Below are 19292 nucleotides of genomic sequence, written 5' to 3'. Positions count from 1 at the left end.
CATAAAAAGTTATCACATAAGGTAGAGCTCTCATTCAAAAATTTAGATGTCTACAAACTTCAGTTCACTTGAATCACAAATATTTCTTTACTCACCATATACTTGATACCACACCATAAAAGTAAGAATAGTCCAAATTTTTCTTGAATTATCTTTTCTTTTCCTACGATGTTCCTCCAATAAATTCAAAAAATAATTTTTATCAAAATATTTATCTGTCTGTGATTTTTTAATAATATCCCGTGCCCACTCATACATTTCAGCACGCAACCAAACTCTAATGGGAACTGGAAAACCTAATTTTCTTCGCTCCAACACATGGCTAGGTACTAATCCTTTAACTGCCTTTCTCAAAATATATTTAGTTGTTCCATGAGAAATTTTATACTCTGATGGAATATGTCTAGCAACTTCAAAAACATCTTTATCAACAAATGGTGTCCGCAACTCTAAACTATGTGCCATTGTTGTTCTATCTGCATTATGCAATAAATCACCACTAAGCCACGTATGAACATCAATAAACTGCATTTTGCTAACCGCATCATTTTTGGATGCATCTTGATACAACGACTTAGTAAAAAGTTGAAATGTATGATTACAATTATAATTTTTAAAAAATTTATTTTTCTGTTTTTCATTAAAAATGAATGCATTTCCGACATAACGTTCCTCTAACGGTGTCGTTCCTCGTAAAATAAAGTTACGCCCCCTTACTCCTTCAGGAAGTAGATGCGCTATTTGATTCAACATCTTATTAATTCTTTTGGTATGTTCAAAAAATTTTAATGAAAGTGGTTCATGATACATTCTGTATCCGCCAAAAAATTCATCAGCCCCCTCACCTGTTAGAGCAACTTTTACCTTCTTTCTTGCTTCACGCGCAACAAAATATTGTGGAATAGCTGCCGGATCTGCTAAAGGATCATCCATACTCCATACAAAATGTGGAAATTCTTGCATAAATTCCTCTGGATTGATAATGTAGCTTGTATTTTTTACACCCAATTGTGCGGCTGTCTTTTTTGCAACATCTAATTCACTATAACCTTCTTGCTCAAAACCAACAGAAAATGTTTCTAGCTGAGAATTGAATTGCTTTGCTAAGGAAACAATAATTGCAGAGTCAATTCCACCCGATAAAAAAGACCCTACAGGAACGTCTGCACGCATATGTTTTTCGACTGAATCAACTAAACAATCCCGTATCTGTTTTTCATACTCTCTTTCAGATAACTTAATTGGTTCAAATTCTGCATAGAAATACCGTTCAACTTTGGTTTCTCCTCCTGGTTCAATACTAAGTGAATAACCTGGTTGCAATGATTCTACATTTTCATACATCGTTTCATTCTCAGGAACATACTGATATGTCATATAATCCTGTAATGCATTTTCATTTAAAGATTTTTTCTGTAATATTTTATAAATTGCCTTATTTTCAGAAGCATAATAAAAATTCCCCTCACTAATTGAATAATAAAAAGGCTTGATTCCAAAATGATCACGTGCTGCAAATAACTTTTTTGCAACACTATCCCAAATAACAAAAGCAAACATACCTCGAAAAAAAGAAACACATTTTTCAGAATATTTAGAATACATGGCTAAAACAACTTCTGAGTCTGTGTCAGTTTTAAAAGCATAACCTTCCTGCTCTAGTTGCCTGCGTAGCTCAATGTAATTATATATTTCTCCATTGAAAGTCAACCAAAATCTTTCGTTATCATATGCCATTGGCTGATGTCCATTTTTTATATCCACTATGCTTAAACGCCTAAAACCCATGGTGATATTTTTGTCTTGAAAATATCCTTCATCGTCTGGTCCTCTATGAATAATCATGTTATTCATGTCGTTAATCTGTTTATACTTTATCTCGTTTTTCCCCATACTCTTTGTCAAAAGCCCTACAAAGCCACACATAGTACACCCCTTTTTTTGATCATTTCCCCAACCTAGTAAATTATAATTTTTTTTTTTTTCAAATTCCATTTAATTTAGTTTCTGAACAAAATCTTATTACTTTATTAGTTTTTGAAAATATTTACTGTTTCTTACCTTAATTACATCACCTGCTTTTTCATTTTTGTCAAATATTAATAACTCAAAATAATATAAAATCGCAAAAGATGATATTGATTAACAATTAATTCTTTTTTATAAACAAGTTATCCAAGGAATATTTATAAATTCAGTAAATTGATTAAGATACTCATAATTTATATTTTTTTTACCAAATATTAATAGTTATCATCTATATTCATCTCAATACCACTAAAGTTATTAAGATTGTTTCACAAGGGAGATAGATTCGTGCAAAGGAAAAGTAGAACTAAAAAAACATCAAAAAAAATACAGCATCCATGGGCTTGGGGAATATTAGCTCTATGTCTTGCATTAGCGATTGGGGGATCGTTAACATGGCAACACTTTAATCCCAAAAATCATTTTTCTCACCTTAAAACCCTCAACACAACTAAGACAAAATACTATCAGGCAAAAGGAACATTTAATATTCTTGTGATTGGATCAGATGAGCGCCCTAATCAAGTCAGCGGTCATACAGACTCTATGTTGCTAATACACGCCAATTTGACAAAACATACATACAATATCGTTAGCATTCCTCGCGATTCACGAATATATATGCAAAGTCTTGGATATACCAAATTAACAAGCGTACAATCCGTATATCAAGAAAAGTATGGTGCAAAAAAGGGCATACTAATGGCTGTTAAGACAATTTCTAGTTATCTTAATGTTCCCGTTAATTATTATCTTGAAACAAATTATTGGGGATTTCGTTCAATGGTTGCTACAGTAGGTGGTATCACAATGAACTTACCTTTTGCTGTAACTTTGACCCATCCTTGGTATTCAGATGATCAAAACAAAATCTTCACTAAAGGGAAGCATAACTTAGATGCAAAAATGGTTACTGAAATTGTACATGAAAGAGATTCGCTTCCCGGAACTGACTTTGGTCGTCAACAATTACAAGAAGATGCTTTAGTGGGAATCGCTGATAAAGTAAGTAACCCCATCAATGCTTTTAAAATTCCTGCATTAGTTACTTCAGTATCCAAGTTTTTAGTTGCAACTGACATGAATAAATCAGATATGACTAGTTTTGCTTTAGCTATCGCCAATAATTTTAATGCAAAAAAGCAACTTCATTATTTCCAGTTGAAGGGAACTAATAAAGTTGTTTATGATAGTATTCTTGAAAATTATAATGATGAAGTTATTTTGAATAAAGCCGCTTTACAGAAAGTAATTAAAGACAACGTAAATAATTAGCGCAAGATGTTCAGCTACAGACTCCCTGAATATTGATTATTTTCTAATACATTGAGTATCTACGCAGTTTAAACATTTAAAAAAGGTTGATAAAGTTTAGATTTTACCTAATTTTATCAATCTTTTTTATCTTGATATATCTCATCCAACGAAACTAATCAAAAAAGAACTTTTGACACAACAATAAAACCACCCATCAAAATACAATATATTGCGAAAGGACCCATTGTGTTAATCTCTTTTCGGTTAAACCAATGCATTAAAAAATACACACTTAAAAAGGCAAATAATCCTGCCACCACTCCACCTGTCAATGATAGGCCGAGCAAACCAGCCGGATGATTATGAATTAATTTTGGTATCTCTAACATTGCAGCCCCAGCAATAACTGGTGTCGATAAAAGCATCGAGAATCTAGCCGACTCTTCATTAGACAACCCCATCCAAAAACCCGCTGTAATACTTGAACCTGAACGGGAAAAACCTGGGATTAAGGCCAAAGACTGAAATACCCCAACTATTATTGCTTGCCACCAAGAAAGGTCTTCCAATTTTTTAGTTCCTTTTTTGCGTGCTCGTTCGCCTAAAAATAACAATACCCCATTTACACACAAGAAACTTGCTGCAAGTATTACACTACTAAAAGCATTTGTGATAGATTTTTCAAAAAGTGCCCCAAATAATAATGCTGGAATTGTCCCCAACACAAGCAACAACAAAATCTTCTTTGAATCCTCTGCATTGAATATTGAATGAAAAATTTTAGCCCAATCTTTTCTAAAATAAATCAATAGTGCAATCGTCGTCCCAATATGCATCATAACCACAAATTCTAAAAAATTATGCTTCAAAAAACTTGGATTTAGATTCCATCCAAGCAAATATGGCACAATTACTGCATGGGCAACACTACTAATTGGAAACAATTCCGAAATTCCCTGCACAATGGCCAAAATGATAGTCTCAAAAAAATTCATTATGTATAACCTCCCTATTCTTATTAATTGTATCTTGCTAAAGAAATAAACGAGGATAGCATAATAAATTCTTAAAAGCTTTTACACTATTTTAGTATTTGATAATTTTTTCAGTTATCATTATTGTTTCAGCTTATACTTCCTTAAATAAAGTAACAATTCTTCTTGACTTTCACTCTCTTCATTTTTGATAATTTTAGCCATATCCAAAAAATACTTAAAGTGTCAACCCTAGCTGTAGGAACTTATCAATCTTGTCATCACTTGACACCACAACTCCCGCTATGATTTGTACGCCTTCTGCACCAATAGTTGCTAAAAAATACTATCTAAGACGAAAATGCCTACCTTATTTGCAAGACTAAACAATATTTTTATCGCATAATAAGAAGATCCAGCTTTTAAAATTATGAATACTTCAATAAATTAATAACATCCCAAATAGCAAAAAGGGCAAGCTATAATGCCCTTAATAGGATCAAATATTTTCTAAATTATTCCCGTTCCAAAATACTGAATCACAAGGAGTTCTATTAAAGCAAAAGATGTAATGAGTAAAACAGCATATTGGTTATTACTGAATAAAATTAGTCTACTCAATTGATTTTTTAGTCTCCAATAGTTCATCAGGTCATAGTACTACCGCTGTTAAAGCTCCATTAGCTACAACCACAATTCCAATATAAAAAAGTCAAAATCATAAAATTAAGTAAATCAGACCTCTATCCCAGGTTTATTTCTCCGTAATTTTACTGATTTTATGAAAACTATGTAAAACTAACTCTTTTAAAATATAAGTTTTATAATACCAAAACAATTAATGTAATACGAAAGGACCATGATCTATGAAAATAATTATTACTCGCATTTATCATGATAAAATATTCTGGATCACACTTGGCTTTACTTTATTTAGTTTGCTACTGGGACTTCCTCGTTTAAGTGATCTTAACTGGCACACTATTTTTTCTTTGTTCGCATTAATGATTTGTGTGCAATTACTAAATTCACTTCAACTACTTGATAAGCTAAGTAGACTATTGGTCGCATTCTCAAGCAACAGTCGTCAGACTATTCAATTTCTTGTAATACTATCTTTTATAAGTTCTATGTTATTAACAAATGATGTTGCAATTCTAACCCTAATACCACTATTTATTAGTATTGCTCATGAACAACGTCTAAAAACTGCATTTCCTGCTACTATGATTATTGTCGCTGCTAATTTAGGAAGCGCATTTACGCCTTTTGGAAATCCACAAAATTTATTTTTAATATCTAATTACCATTTAAGAAGTGGTCAGTTTTTTAGAATATCATTTCCATTCATGATAATAAGCCTTTTACTTTTAATACCATTAACTTGGTTAATAAGAGCCAAAGTAATTAAAAAAATCAGCAAAGAAAGTATAACAATTAAAAAAATTCCGCTTGTGATGACTGGATGTTTGTTGCTCATTGTTTTCCTTGGTATTTTTAACTTTATAAGTATTCAATTAGTTGGTGTAATTGCAATAATAAGTTGTTTTTTTATTGATAAACAGGTAATTAAAAAAATTGACTATGGTTTACTCTTAACAATTCTCTGTTTTTTTGTAATGGTTAGTGATTTTAGCCACAGTACATTGATTAATCATTTGATTAGCCAATTAACACAGACAAAGTCAATGGTTTATATTACCAGTCTTCTCTTGAGTCAATTTATTAGCAATGTTCCAGCAACACTTTTACTCGCCCACTTTACTAATAAGATAAGAGCACTTTTTTGGGGAGTCAATGTTGGGAGTCTAGGGACTTTAATTGCTTCCTTAGCTAACTTATTGGCTCTTAAACAATTGATTTTGTTTGATCAAACCAGTCACATTTATCAATTCATAAAAATATTTACGCTAGTTAATGTAATACTACTTATATTATTAGGTATTTTAGGTCTGATATTCATTTAAAAATTTTTCTGAAAACATTAGAATATATATAACAAATTAACCCAAGAAACATGTCACCCGTATATGTATTTTAATGACAAATATTGACTCCATGTTCCCTCCCTACTCATCGTGAAATTAATATGGCGAGAAACAGATTTAGCTTCCAGTCATATTAATTAAATTAGAATGTATTATATTTTTTTCAATTTAAAATAAAATTAACAACAAATTAAGAATAAGAAAAAATTTATGATAAAGAAAGAAATGTGTATATAATAATATTATAAAAGCTACATATTATTAAATAAGTTTAGACATTGTTAAGGGACAAAACACACCACTTTTTCTACCTAAACTTTGTATAGTTTGTATAGCTCTAGAGTAGTAATTTAGAAAGGAATTATAAAAATTGAAAATACGTGGTAAAAAATTATGGAGGGATTTTTGGCCCTACTTAGTACTCTTCTTAATCTCGTTAGCTCTGATTGCGCCACAAATACTTACTCAAAGTACTATCATTGGATCGGATGCTCTATTTCATTTTAACCGTTTCTATGATGCTGCGAAACAAATTCAAACAGGTAAATTTAGCTATTTTCAAACAAATTTTGGGTTTCAACAAAGTGGACGTTTAATTAATGGAATGTATGGTCCATTATTTGCCTATGCAAATGGACTATTATTACTAATAACTCATTCTTGGTTTAATTACGAATTATCATCCAGTCTGATTTTATTCATGGTTGGTGGCTGTGGTATGTATAGACTGACTCAATTTTTAAAATCTCCTCGATGGATAGGGATACTTGTTACTACAATGTTTATGAGTTGTGGGTGGATGCCCTACTGGACTCTGGGGCAAAACATGATGACATGGGGAGCCGCTTTAACACCGTATGCTTTACTCATTGCCATAAAGATGATTCAAGAACCAGATAATGCGATTCACGTCATTCCTCTATCACTTATTATGGCAATTATTTCCCAAATCCACATTCTAAGTACTTTAATGTTTGTTCTGCTGTTTATACCTTTCTTTCTTTATTCATATATACATACTACCAATAAAAAGAAAATTTGCTTTCAGTTGATTAAAGCAATTGGCATAACCATTCCTTTAACCGCTAATATCTGGGGCAGCTTTTTAGTTATGTATTCGGAAAATTACATTGCAAGTCCAGGAGCATTTAAATTAAGTAAAAATGCACTAATGTTTGCTTTTCTGCCTGGATTCCGTAATTATTTGAATTTTGTTTTAATTTCAATATTACTATTTCAAATTATATGGATTATTGTACATTGGGGAAAAAATAAAATTAATTCCTTTACTACAGTTATTGGACTTCTTTTTATGTGGGTATCTTCAGTCTTATTTCCATGGGCATTACTGGATAAGTTAACACCAAAACTTGAATCAACCTTGCAATTTCCAGTAAGATTCGATGTAATCGCGTATCCATTAATATTTGCCGGATTAATAATGAGCTTGAACCAGTTAAACTTAAAAAAGCGATGGACAAAAAACTTGATGTATGCATCATTGTTTGCTGGTACATTAATTTTAGCAAGTAGCACTATAATAAATGTTGTTCATCGTAGTATTATATATCAGCGTGAAGGCTTAAATAGCTGGGCTAAAACAAGGACAATCGCTGAAAACCCACATGAGATTCAATGGACAACAACATCTGGAAATCCTGGAAATCTGCTTATACTAGTGGATAAGAGCCATCCTGACTATTTACCGATACCTTATCCTGAAGGAAAAAAGCTGAAACGTTCAACAACTTATGAAAACCAAATAATTAAGCCTTACCGTTTTTTTTATCATAAAGTCACAAAAAATGGAAAATTAGTTTTAGTATGGAAAACTAGTCACTCTGGCAAACAAAGGATACCCATTATTACATATGCGGAAACTTCATTAGAGCTAAATGGTCGTCACATACAAAGATATGAAGTTTCGGATATTGGAGCACCCTTACTAAATATAAAAAAAGGGATGAATCAATTAAGTATTTCCTTTGTAACTCCAAAATATTTCAGGTTATTGTTAATAATCACAATGACTGCATGGTTAATTATGCTACTTTGGTTAATAAAAATAAAACATACTCTTTAGAGAAAAATCCATTCTCCTTTGAGATTTTAAATAATCCTTGATACAAGTAGTAAATATAGAGCAACGAAGATTTCTGGTAAAAGAGAAGAAGTGCTGTAATTATTCATGAACAGTAAATTTACCAGTACCTCGCTTACCCTAATTTTTTAACTGGTTGCACAGATATATAAAAGTGAACAACTATAAATCTTATTAGGAAAATCAATGTTATTAAACTGTGATTAGTAACATTAAATATTAAAGTAAACGAAAAAAATCCCAGTTATTGTCATCAACCAAGTATTGCCAACTGACCACTGAGATTTTTAGTTACTAGTTTTTATTGAATTTTTTTATCTTACCTATCTCTAGTATTTATTTAAATAGGTGCTATAATTTCAATTCGATTTTCTTCTGAATCTTCAATTTCAGAAACCCAATTATTAGTGATCTTCTCCAAAGAAAAATGAACATCTAGATTTTTTATTTTAAAAGATATACATTAGCTATCTTTCAGGGGTAATTGCAACTCTATCGTGCTCACATCATCTGGATTTTTTTGATCAATATGGTAAATCTCTCGGAGCGGTCCGGAAACCACATACCCATTCTCCTTCACCCAAGTAATTAATTTATTACCAGTAACACCGATATTGTTGAATCCTTCTGTATGAATAATAGAGGCAACTTCTTCGGCTGGGATTTCTCTAATTAACACATCGGAATTTTTATCAACTGCTAGTTCGTGAGTTAAAGGTTCAACAATTTCTTGATCCACTATTTTGTTATCTTGATCCAAATATAATCCAGAATAATATAACGTAAGGCATGGTGTTGACAATGAGCCTCCATTTTTTTTAATTTCATTTTCTAGATTATCCCATAAATTTGTTGAAAACTCATCATATTTTTTTGTATTTTTGTCGTATTGCTTTCTCTGTGTAGCAGCCAAAAAAGCACGCGTTGTTTTTACGGTAATGCCATTCATCATATTGTATCCTCCATTATTATATAGGAAGAGACTGGCTTGAATACGTTCTATTTGATCTTCAATATTTTTGATTTTTGTTTGTAATTCTGAAATCTGACGATCAGCAATAACTCTAATCACATTGGAATCATCTGATGAAACAGAAAAAAAATCACTCATGTCTTTCAGCGGAACTCCTAACTCTTTTAAAGAGTTTATTTCAGCTACTCGAGATAGTTGTTCTGGGCCATAGCTCCGATACCTATTATCCTGATTAACACTGATTGGTTTAAGAATATTCAATTTATCATAGAATCTCAATGCATACACTGATACTCCACTAATTTTAGAAAATTCATCAATCTTCAAGTTTCATCCCCCCTATTCAGTATATTGAAATATTGTACTTTCGAAAGTTACACTAAGCTATCAATTGATAGTTTTATTTTAAACTATAGAGTGACTATAAGGTCAATAAGAATGTTTTAAAAAAGGGGCTGGGCCAAAAGTTAAATTTTGATTCAGCTCCTTTATTTATTCCGTATAAACGTGTTTCATAAGTCAAAACTCTCCGTCTAACTTCGAATTACTCATAGCAAAGTACTCACGATGTTCGTAATTTCGAGTTAGTACTCAAATTTTCCCGACTTTGTACTGCCTTAAAAAAGTTGGACATGGTTATTTTAATTGTTAGCTAGATACTGTTTACGATATTCGACTGGAGTTAATCCATGCCGTTTAAGTGAAATTCTCTGGGTATTATACCAAGCAACATAATGTTCCACTAACGTGCTCAGTTCACTAAGAGAAGTAATCCTAACACGCTTTAAACATTCACATCAAAAGTTCTTTTTATTTGCTCAACAGATGTAGAAAAAGGATCATCTGGTGATGTATTGCCAACATTATAGATAAAAGTTCCAGGAATACCAAATTCATTAACGACCTGTTTAAACATTTCTTCTGTCTGTTGTGAATTGGTAGCATCTGCTCTAATCGAACTAGCATTAATATTTTCCTTTTGCAAGACTGTGACCATCTTTTTTAATTTTTCTTCATTTCTTGCAACTGGCACTGGATATTTTCCAGCTTGTCCAAATGCCCTTGCAATAGAAAGCCCAAACCCTTCACCAACGCCTAAAATAACAACTGTTTCTGCCATTAAAATTCCTCCTCTAAAAAGATAAAAAATAGCTTTTCATTTTTCTAACTGTTTGGCCCAATTTATTGTACCTTCAGTATATTTCTCTTCTTTCAAAAGTTTAGCCAAAGAAACAGCTTTTAACTCTTTATAAAAAGCCTCAGTTCCTTTAGAAAAAACATCAATAACAGTCTGTTCGCTTTTTTTAACATGTTCTGGATCATTTGGAAATATATGATTCGCTAATTGCATATTTTGTAATTCAATTTCTTTTATTGGATCCAATGCCATACATACATCCAAAAAACTAATTTTTTCAATAGACTTTTTCAATTGAAAACCTCCATCTTTACTGGCATTAGATGAAATCAAGCCAGCTACAACTAATTTTCTCAATATTTTTTTTAAATACGAATCTGATACACTTAAAGTGTCACTTAAAATATTACTTTTTACAGGGGTATGGTCTTTTTGTAAAGCCAACATTAATAAAACAAAAACACCCTGCTCTACACCTTTACTTACTTTTAACATATGATCTATCCCTCTACTATATATTTTTGCGTAATTTTTCAATTAACTCAGCAGCAATCGATTCAACTCTAACTGGTTTCAAGTTTTTGGAAAAAATTCCTAGAAATTTAAATATAGGAATCATTTTAGAAAGCCCATCACTTCTATCAGCTCCGTAAACTATTGTGGGATTGACATACTCTACCTGTATCTCGCTACTATCAAGTAATTCTATAATTTCTTTCTTAACTGATACAAATGTTTTTGGCCCAAGTTGTCCTCCAATAAATCCCATCGCTTTAACTTGATAATACTTTGCAAGTTCTAACATTATTTCAGCTGGTTCTTTATTTATTTTAACCAAATCTTGAATCTTTTTTTCTGGTCGTCCAATAAAGTCAGCAATATAATCAATTTTCGCTGGCAATAATTTTTTTATTGTATCCAAGTTCAATTCATTTATGGCAATATCCTGGATTTTTTTATCTGCTAATTTATTTTTACCAGAACGAGAGATTACATAAAATTGTGTATCTTTATCCTGGTTTAACCATTGCCTTGTTACTTCTCTTCCAATGTATCCATTGCCACCTAATAATACTATATTTTTCATTTTCATCTCTCCATTTCTTAGATGTTAATTATCTATAGATCTATAGTATCTAAGGAATTCAAAAAAGTAAATTTTTTTACATCTTTATTATTTATAAAAATAATATAACTCATCAACTTACAACTTATTTTTTTATAAATCAATTATTTTTAAATTTATTCCCCACAACGCCAAAATTTCGTACCTTTCGTTCAAAATATACCATCTGATATTTCGTTTCTTATCAGTTATTGCCAATTCAAAGCAATCTAGTGTAACAAAAAGTAGTAAAAAAAGGCCCTGGCTCCTTTGAGGGAAACCATGGCTTTTATTATTTATTATTAAAGTTTTTCTTTACTAACAATGTATTTTTGTAAGGACACGTAATGAGTTTTGCCGAGTGCTGCGATGATGATTCACGTCGGATGAAAAAAATATATAAAAGTACCTGAGATGTATTTAGGACGAGCAAATGATTATACTGATTTGTTGACTGAACAGGCACGTGTTGCGCCCGTATCCTGTACAGCATTTGACACAGATTATGCTAATTACTTTCGAATCAGTTGTGCTACGAGTTTAGATTTATTAAAAAAGGCGTTTTCACGTATTGAACAACTTGTAATGACACATCTGTTAGTGAAAAATAATTGCTTAATTTGTGTGAAATCAGATTTTAAAGGATAGGCCAAAAGTTAAATTTTGAAGTACCACAAAAAAGTTAGACAAATTTGAATTGAGTTATGCAACAATAGTCTGATTCCTATATTCAACAAGAGTTAGACCATTTTTGTTAATATATTAAATAAAGTATCCTATAATAATTAGATTTTTTGAAGTCTAATTATTATAGGATACTTCACTTTTTATTGAGCTGAAGCTATTATTACATAGTTTAAAAAATTACTTACTAATCTAGTTAACATTGAACGGTATTAAAGCGAGTACTATAGAGATTCAACTTTACTAGTAAAATCTCCCCATTATAATAAGAATAAATATCAAAAGAACAAAACTATAACAGCATTCACTATTATGGGAATCATACAACCAATTACTATTACAATTGTACCAATATACCAAGTATGACGAATATTAACTATTTTTTTTGTATAGTTATCATTATTTAATCTTACTATTTTATTTTTCAATACGTCATCTAAGAATAAACTCCCCATTATTACCATCAATGCTATCCACAAAAAAGCTATAATTTTTTTTGAGCTATAAAAGATGAGTAGACAAAATATTAGTAATAAGATAAGTTTAAAGATAGTTTTCTTATTATTTTTGATATCGGTAATCTTATCTCTAAACGATATTACAGAACTTTTGTTTCTTTTTCTAAAAATAATTATTTTGCACAGTGTCACTACCCATACCAATAAACCCATATATACAATAATGTTACTAACAATTATCCCATTCGCTAATAAGTCCAAAATTTTCACCTCAAAAAATAATTACGCCAATGCTGCACCTACAAGTATAGCCACGCAAAGTATAACACCTGCTGTAATTATTGCAGCATTTTCTTTCCTTCCAGTTGCAGTAGCTCCCGCTCCTAAAAGCTCAATTAAGGTTGTCGCTACCAATTCTCTTTCAGTATTCAAGTAAGTATAGACTTCATTTGCATTTTCTTCAAGTTGTGACAAATATTAAAAAAAACTATTACTCGTATTATTATGATAAAATACTCTGAACTAAACCAATTACTTCGTGTTTAATTTTAAACGTTATCTTTTAAGGTTTAAGCTAGTCAATGTAAGAAATTATTAAGGCAAATATTATAAATGAAAATCCTACTGCAATAATAAAATTTCCATAGTTTAGCTGCTCCACAGTTGAAATTATCGGAACAAATTCAGAGCTTTTTAAACCCAAATTATATCTGAACAAGCCTATACATTTGCTAATTGTTAGTAAAAAGAACAAAACTGCTGCTGCTATCATGCTTAATTCACTATCAAACATAAAAAGAACTACCGTAATTATTACTTCAATAGTTATAACTATCCATAAAGCTACAACTAAATAAAGTAACTTTTTATAAAAAAAATTTTCTTTACACATTCTAAATTCTATCTTCTGATATTCTTTCTTCGTTTTTTCACGTCCAAATTTATTCAGATATTCTCTTTTTTCATTTTGTAACCCCCTATGAGCCATTAATCTTCCTATAAAAATTGAAAGTACTCCTAGACCCAATAAAATGTACATTATCATTCATATATCCCTTTCTGCACTACTATTATTATTAACCCCATATTTATGCAAAAATGATCTTATATACCACTCCAACTGTACTTGTTGCAGCAACGGCTATATCTCCTTCTGGGGCACAAATCATTGCAATTACTATAACTGCTGTGATGGCTGGATGAGATTTTGCAAATTCATAAATTGAATCTGGACTCGCGGTAATTTTCCTTTAGTCTATTTCATATTCAGCATAAGCTGCATTTGTAACAGAAAATCAAATCATATTAATTGAAAAGTTTCCTTCAATGACTAATGGATTTTGAAGTTTTTGAATGCTGAATTAGTTGTGGAATAATTAGGTACATTCGGGAAATTGTCTTCAAAAATAAATATATCTTTATTTAAATTAATCGAACCAGTAACTTTAGAATCCGAATTCATAGGTCTAGTTACTTTACTTACTTCTATCGGCAGTTTCTTTATTTGAGCCAACTATTCGTACACGTAAATATAGCATATAATCACATTCCTTAATTCTAACCTCATTTTAGTAGCTACTTATCGACCATTATTTGTCAATTTCCAGCTTAGCAATGCCCTCACTACTTCTGTCTTTAGTGGAGACTATCTAGTTTATTTTGATATTCTTCTTTTACAACATTAAAAAGTTCCTCTGGGCTAAGATCGCAATCATTAGTTAACCACTTCTTTATAGTAGCGGTAATTCCAGCCCTAAAAAAGTTAATGTGATAGTCTAAATGCTGATTATTGAATAGACTTTGAGCTAGATCGGTATCATAAACGTCTATATTAACATTGAGCTCTAATCCGAGCTTAAAATAGGTTTTATACAGAATCTTGTTCTCTTTAATATGCCAAAAAAGTTTTAAAAAGTTGTTTGAATTTTCTTTAGCACTATTTTCATATTCATATAAATCATTAAAATCTTTTAACATGCGATCTTGAAGTTTTTCAATCAAGTCAAACACATCGACAAAATTAGCATAAAAGGTTGAGCGATTAACATCGGCTTCTTTACATATTTCAGTAATAGAGACCTTATTAACAGACTTATCTTGCAGTAAATTAACAAAAGCATTTTCGATGTTAGTAATTGACCTTTTTTTTGCACGATTGTTTTTCTTATTTGGCATACACATCATCTCTATTAACTTGATAAACACCTTAATATTAAAAAATATTTTACGAAACTCGTAATGCTACTTCTGGGTATCTTATCTGATTCGTTTTCATTAATCCAACAATTGTTGATATATTGATGATTGTTTTCAATTATAAACCACGATAGACTGAAATCACAACAACAAGGAGGACGCAAAAATGGCTAAATCAAAATTAATCAAAACAAACAAAAAGATTGCAGATACAGTGGTGGGTTTACACAACAAAATTAAAGATGGCGTTGTCGGTGGGTATAGCAAAGTTGAGGATAAGTTTATCGACCAGTATTTGACAAAAGATGGTGAGAGTGTTGAAGATGCTCGCAAAAGAGTTAATTCAGAAAATAAAGACAAATTAGAATCAATGGAAAAACAGCAAAAGGAAATTTCTAAAAAGGCTAATGATAAAGCATTCGGAAAGTAATGTATGAAGAAAAATACTTTTGTTTATTTGATTGTTTCGACAATCGGTGGAATTCTGTTTGCTTTGGGTATGGTTGGTAGTTTGATTCCCAAAAATAAATACTTTTATCTCAGCCTATTGCTTGGTATCTCAGGATTGCTTGTATTACTATTAGCATTAATTGCATACCGGCGTTCGATGAATAAAAAGGGACCACGGCCAACCAAAACAGTATTAAAAATTAGTACATTAATTGTTGGTAGTTGCCTTTTATTAGGCACAGGCATGAGTTTGGTTATGGTTTACAGTCAAATTATTTTGGGAATTTTGCTAGGAATCGTTGGATTATTGTTACTATTTGGCCTAATACCACTAACTATTGGAATTAAAAAATAGATTAATAGTAATCCATAGCCATTAGATAAGATACTAAATGTGGTGATTGACGACTATCCTCTTGAAGCTAAAAATTAAATCTATTAATTCTACTAAACTTTCTTTAATTGATCGCTACGAATTTCTAATTAATATCTATTCAAAGGATCGGAAACCGTCGTCTATCTCTGATGAATCAATGGGAAAAACTTACAGCTTATATCAGCAAAGAGTCATTTAAGAATCTTCTACTAGCCAGTAGTAGCTTGATGATAAATCGTGTGAATAAAAGATCAATAAAATCATTGCAGTAAAATTTAATGGTTTTATTGATCTTTTCAACTCATGTCTGTGCAATTTACTGCCCTATATGACACTTACTAACTTTTCAAGATTCTGATTTACCTAAGCAATTCATATTATATTTTAAATTCTTAAAATTTCTTAACTTTGGGATTATCGGGATACTTGGGCATGTTTTTTAATTCATTCTCCACAACACCAAACCTTCGAATCATTCGTCCAAAATATGCCAACTAATATTTCGTTCCTTGTCAGGTATTGCCAACTTAAAGCAATCTAACGTAACAAAAAGTAACAATATTCACTGAATCTTCCCAATAAAAAGCAGTAAGCAAAAAGCCATGGCCCCTTTGAGGGAAGCCATGGCTTTTAATGTTTATTATCGTTTGTTATTAAAGTTTTTCTTTACTTACAATGTTCAACTTTTCATCCAAGTCATAAACAACTGGTTGACCTGTTGCCATTTCAACACCCATGATGTCTGCATCTGAGATGTCTTCAATGTATTTTGTAAGGGCACGTAATGAGTTACCATGTGCTGCGATGATGACGTTCTTGCCTTCAAGTAACTTAGGAGCAATTTCGTCTTCCCAGAATGGGTTCTAAAAGAGCTAATAAAGCCTATAATACCGCTATTTTTCATTAAATATTAAGTTGACAACTTGGACCAGATTTCGTCAAAATAAAGATACAGAACGTTATGAAAAGGCACTTTAGCACACTAAAATTAATTATGTCTTCATTTCAAAAATTTAGCAGGGAAGACTAAATTACACATCAGAGATGAATTGAAAAGTATACCCTATTTGCCCTAAACACCCTATGAATACTTTCTATAGTTTTTAATCGCATATCAAATTTCACATGTTCAAGAATTTTTGTCTTTCTTCATTACTGTCCTTTTTACTGAAGATTTTCAAGAAGTTATTATAATCACCCATTCTATCGGCCAAAATTGGAATTAACTTTATCCCATTTTTTGAAGTATCAACTTGATTTAATCCCCAATTTTTAAGCAGCTCCAATAACTCATCAGAAATGCGAACATCCCTTTCGTATATTTCATTAAGCCCCCAATCATTTTTACTTTGAGATAAGTCCAAAATAATTTGAACATTTGATTGTGCATAGCTTGCTAACTTCTTTTGAAAATATCCGTTGCTAGCGATAATATTCAATCTTTTTTCAAAAGGTATTTTGTTACCAATATGTTCAACCAATTCTTTTATTTCTTCATCTGTAGCTGATGAAAAATAACTAGGCTGCCATTTTTGAGGTAAAATATGTTCTATTTCCCATCTATCAGGTAATAATTTTTCTTGATGTTGATAAGAAATAATTTTCAAAATCATCCTTACTGTATTTCTATGAGCATTTTTTATTTTATCTTTCAATTCCTGCTCATTAATTTCCTTAAAATCAAATTTAGGTGTTGGAGACTTTATAATTTCTGCATTCAAATTTAGAATCCCACGTTTAACAGCATTAATTGTTGGCGTAACAATATATCTGGCAGCTAAAACAGCGAGTAAATGCTTTAAAAATCCCAAAAACTTTTTCTCAAAAAATTTATCTTGATGATAGTTCAGATAATATATTACTACTGGATATTTCCAGAACTCATTTGGGTACGAAGAAAGGCAATCTAAAACCTGCTGAATTTTAATATTTTTTGACCATTCTTCATTGTCTAAAATTATTCTATTATTAATTACAAACCAGAGATTTAATACAACTTCTAAATCTATCATCACATTATTTTTATATAGTTTTTCGAAATTATTTTTGGAATAATATTTGCGAATACCAGGTGTTGTTGTATTTCGATCATTTTCAAGTGCCCTCAAATAAAACATATAGTAATAAAATAACTTTTGGATGCTCTCACCTGCACTAGATGCATCATCATCTAATCTTTGCCACTCATCAATAAATTTTTTCTTTCCAGATTGATTTAGATTATTATAAATCTTTGCTTTAAAAATATCAGAATCGGATAGTGCTAATCCACGATCATTAAGCGTAGAAAAAATTGTCAATGCTGTATCCTGAGAATCTGCTGTAATAGGCAATAAAATTGCTTTATTTAATACATTTCTAATAAACCAGTAAAAAAGTTCTGGTTGAGCAGTTGCATATTTCTCGATTAGATCAACAAATAGATTATAGTTTTTTGAGTAATTATCCTTTGAGTCTATTTTTGTAGAACCTGATATTAATATTTCTGAAAAAACCTTATTACCTTCATCCCCCATCACCCGTGAAACAATCAATGTTTTTTCAAAGTTTACTGCTGCGGTTAATTCGTTTTGTTCCCACAAAGTAGATTCAATTTGGGACTTGAAGTTCTTTGACTCCGCCGTTTCCACCATTGATGTTAATTTTGAATAAATTGCTCTTAACAATAAAAATAAAGAGGTAATTCGTTGTTGACCATCAATTATCTCTTGTTCACCATTATCGTTCTCATAGGCAACAATCGTTCCCAGAAAATAAGTACTTTCATTGTTATTTTCCGTATACTCAGTCAGATCATCAAAAAGTGTCTGTATTTGCTCATCTGACCAAGCATATGGTCTTTGATATTCTGGTATTACAAATTTCTTATTTTTGCCAGTTTCCAATAATTGCTTAACACTCTGCTTATTAACTTCAATTGTCGTAGTCATATTCTAATCTCCACTTACATATTATTTTTACTTTCCCCACTAGTAATCATTGTTAGGGTAGATAGTAAACCTTGTTATCTTTCAAAAGCAATTTAGTATCTTGTGTAAATAGGTCCAAGGTTACTTCTTCAGGTTCAATATTTTTTAAATTTCGTTGATGTTGAATTAGTTCTTCTGCATCCAAATCTATCTTTTCATATTGCCATTCTTCATTTATCTTAGCTGCTAAGCCAAAAAACATTCCCTCAAGACCTTGTTTAGAGTACCTGTGGTGTTCCAAATCCACATCATATTCATCTTGCTCTTTTGTATGCCATCCCTTTATACTCTCAAAAATTTGATTAGTTTTGTTCAAATATTCCTTGTATACATTAAAATATCCTTGTCCTATTCCATTTCTATTACTGAATAGTAATGAAAGACGACCAATTTCCTTAAGAATTGATAATAAGCTTTGTTGAAAAAATAATAATGCTTTTAATTCATTTACTTTCTTTAAATAACCATCAAATCTATTTATATCTGAATTTGTTACCAAAGAACTGATTTCATCATTAACCTGTTCCATCAGTTGTGTTGCTGTATCACGATAGTTCATTAAGGTATTTCTGTGTACAGTTCTAGTCTCAACATC

19 protein-coding genes and 1 pseudogene are annotated in these 19292 nt (G+C 31.0%); 7 read left to right on the top strand and 13 right to left on the bottom strand.

What is annotated here, in order from left to right; translation table 11 throughout:
• Nucleotides 1–87: 87 nt before the first annotated feature.
• Nucleotides 88–1926 (bottom strand): asparagine synthase (glutamine-hydrolyzing), encoded by a 1839-nt coding sequence (gene asnB, locus ABF682_RS10360; RefSeq protein WP_415619772.1) that lies wholly within the window; start codon nucleotides 1924–1926, stop codon nucleotides 88–90.
• Nucleotides 1927–2316: 390 nt separating this feature from the next.
• Here asnB and ABF682_RS10355 point away from each other — a divergent pair, with 390 nt between their 5' ends.
• Entirely contained in the window at nucleotides 2317–3303 is a 987-nt protein-coding gene (locus tag ABF682_RS10355) for an LCP family protein (protein ID WP_415619767.1), read from the top strand.
• Between the two features lie 158 nt (nucleotides 3304–3461).
• On the opposite strand, the gene ABF682_RS10350 is transcribed toward ABF682_RS10355, so the two are convergent.
• On the bottom strand, nucleotides 3462–4280 hold the full coding sequence (locus tag ABF682_RS10350) for an undecaprenyl-diphosphate phosphatase (protein ID WP_415619766.1): 819 nt from the start codon (nucleotides 4278–4280) through the stop codon (nucleotides 3462–3464).
• A gap of 845 nt (nucleotides 4281–5125) precedes the next feature.
• On the opposite strand from ABF682_RS10350, the gene ABF682_RS10345 reads away from it, so the two are divergent.
• Both ABF682_RS10345 and ABF682_RS10340 read left to right on the top strand, forming a co-directional pair.
• On the top strand, nucleotides 5126–6226 hold the full coding sequence (locus tag ABF682_RS10345) for an SLC13 family permease (protein ID WP_415619765.1): 1101 nt from the start codon (nucleotides 5126–5128) through the stop codon (nucleotides 6224–6226).
• Nucleotides 6227–6617: 391 nt separating this feature from the next.
• Nucleotides 6618–8330 carry a hypothetical protein gene (locus tag ABF682_RS10340; RefSeq protein ID WP_415619764.1) on the top strand — a complete coding sequence of 571 codons (1713 nt, stop codon included), beginning with the start codon at nucleotides 6618–6620 and terminating at the stop codon, nucleotides 8328–8330.
• A 481-nt stretch (nucleotides 8331–8811) separates the two neighbouring features.
• Here the strand turns inward: ABF682_RS10340 and ABF682_RS10335 are convergent, their stop codons facing one another.
• The 5 genes from ABF682_RS10335 to ABF682_RS10315 all read right to left on the bottom strand — a co-directional run bounded on the left by ABF682_RS10335 (nucleotide 8812) and on the right by ABF682_RS10315 (nucleotide 11546).
• Complete coding sequence (locus tag ABF682_RS10335) at nucleotides 8812–9648, bottom strand: MerR family transcriptional regulator (protein ID WP_415619763.1); 837 nt, start codon at nucleotides 9646–9648, stop codon at nucleotides 8812–8814.
• A 314-nt stretch (nucleotides 9649–9962) separates the two neighbouring features.
• Complete coding sequence (locus ABF682_RS10330) at nucleotides 9963–10064, bottom strand: IS3 family transposase (protein WP_415601255.1); 102 nt, start codon at nucleotides 10062–10064, stop codon at nucleotides 9963–9965.
• Between the two features lie 41 nt (nucleotides 10065–10105).
• On the bottom strand, nucleotides 10106–10441 hold the full coding sequence (locus ABF682_RS10325) for an SDR family NAD(P)-dependent oxidoreductase (protein ID WP_415601257.1): 336 nt from the start codon (nucleotides 10439–10441) through the stop codon (nucleotides 10106–10108).
• A 36-nt stretch (nucleotides 10442–10477) separates the two neighbouring features.
• Entirely contained in the window at nucleotides 10478–10954 is a 477-nt protein-coding gene (locus tag ABF682_RS10320) for an RrF2 family transcriptional regulator (RefSeq protein WP_415601259.1), read from the bottom strand.
• A 16-nt stretch (nucleotides 10955–10970) separates the two neighbouring features.
• Complete coding sequence (locus ABF682_RS10315; RefSeq protein WP_415601261.1) at nucleotides 10971–11546, bottom strand: NAD-dependent epimerase/dehydratase family protein; 576 nt, start codon at nucleotides 11544–11546, stop codon at nucleotides 10971–10973.
• Between the two features lie 432 nt (nucleotides 11547–11978).
• Between ABF682_RS10315 and ABF682_RS10310 the strand changes: the two genes are divergently transcribed.
• Nucleotides 11979–12212, top strand: coding sequence for a hypothetical protein (locus ABF682_RS10310; RefSeq protein WP_415619762.1), 234 nt, complete (start codon nucleotides 11979–11981; stop codon nucleotides 12210–12212).
• A gap of 776 nt (nucleotides 12213–12988) precedes the next feature.
• On the opposite strand, the gene ABF682_RS10305 is transcribed toward ABF682_RS10310, so the two are convergent.
• From ABF682_RS10305 to ABF682_RS10295, 3 genes are all read right to left on the bottom strand, one after another.
• On the bottom strand, nucleotides 12989–13138 hold the full coding sequence (locus ABF682_RS10305; RefSeq protein WP_415619761.1) for a hypothetical protein: 150 nt from the start codon (nucleotides 13136–13138) through the stop codon (nucleotides 12989–12991).
• A gap of 142 nt (nucleotides 13139–13280) precedes the next feature.
• On the bottom strand, nucleotides 13281–13751 hold the full coding sequence (locus ABF682_RS10300; RefSeq protein ID WP_415601263.1) for a hypothetical protein: 471 nt from the start codon (nucleotides 13749–13751) through the stop codon (nucleotides 13281–13283).
• Nucleotides 13752–14341: 590 nt separating this feature from the next.
• Nucleotides 14342–14881 carry a TetR/AcrR family transcriptional regulator gene (locus ABF682_RS10295; protein ID WP_415601265.1) on the bottom strand — a complete coding sequence of 180 codons (540 nt, stop codon included), beginning with the start codon at nucleotides 14879–14881 and terminating at the stop codon, nucleotides 14342–14344.
• Between the two features lie 187 nt (nucleotides 14882–15068).
• Between ABF682_RS10295 and ABF682_RS10290 the strand changes: the two genes are divergently transcribed.
• From ABF682_RS10290 to ABF682_RS10280, 3 genes are read left to right on the top strand one after another with little or no spacing between them, the layout of a single operon-like run.
• Entirely contained in the window at nucleotides 15069–15332 is a 264-nt protein-coding gene (locus ABF682_RS10290; protein ID WP_415601267.1) for a hypothetical protein, read from the top strand.
• Between the two features lie 3 nt (nucleotides 15333–15335).
• Complete coding sequence (locus ABF682_RS10285; RefSeq protein WP_415601269.1) at nucleotides 15336–15707, top strand: hypothetical protein; 372 nt, start codon at nucleotides 15336–15338, stop codon at nucleotides 15705–15707.
• Nucleotides 15708–15753: 46 nt separating this feature from the next.
• On the top strand, nucleotides 15754–15927 hold the full coding sequence (locus tag ABF682_RS10280; protein WP_415619760.1) for a DUF4828 domain-containing protein: 174 nt from the start codon (nucleotides 15754–15756) through the stop codon (nucleotides 15925–15927).
• 454 nt (nucleotides 15928–16381) lie between these two features.
• Here ABF682_RS10280 and ABF682_RS10275 read toward each other — a convergent pair.
• From ABF682_RS10275 to ABF682_RS10265, 3 genes and pseudogenes are all read right to left on the bottom strand, one after another.
• A pseudogene (locus tag ABF682_RS10275) lies at nucleotides 16382–16588 on the bottom strand (2,3-bisphosphoglycerate-dependent phosphoglycerate mutase); the annotation flags it as partial.
• 261 nt (nucleotides 16589–16849) lie between these two features.
• Nucleotides 16850–18658, bottom strand: a complete 1809-nt coding sequence (locus ABF682_RS10270) for a DUF262 domain-containing protein (RefSeq protein WP_415619759.1) — start codon at nucleotides 18656–18658, stop codon at nucleotides 16850–16852.
• Nucleotides 18659–18710: 52 nt separating this feature from the next.
• On the bottom strand, nucleotides 18711–19292 hold a 582-nt coding region (locus ABF682_RS10265), incomplete at its 5' end, for a hypothetical protein (RefSeq protein ID WP_415601275.1).

It is taken from the genome of Liquorilactobacillus sp., from assembly GCF_047719775.1.
Lineage (GTDB): Bacteria > Bacillota > Bacilli > Lactobacillales > Lactobacillaceae > Liquorilactobacillus.
This window is presented reverse-complemented; position numbering and strand designations above follow the sequence as displayed.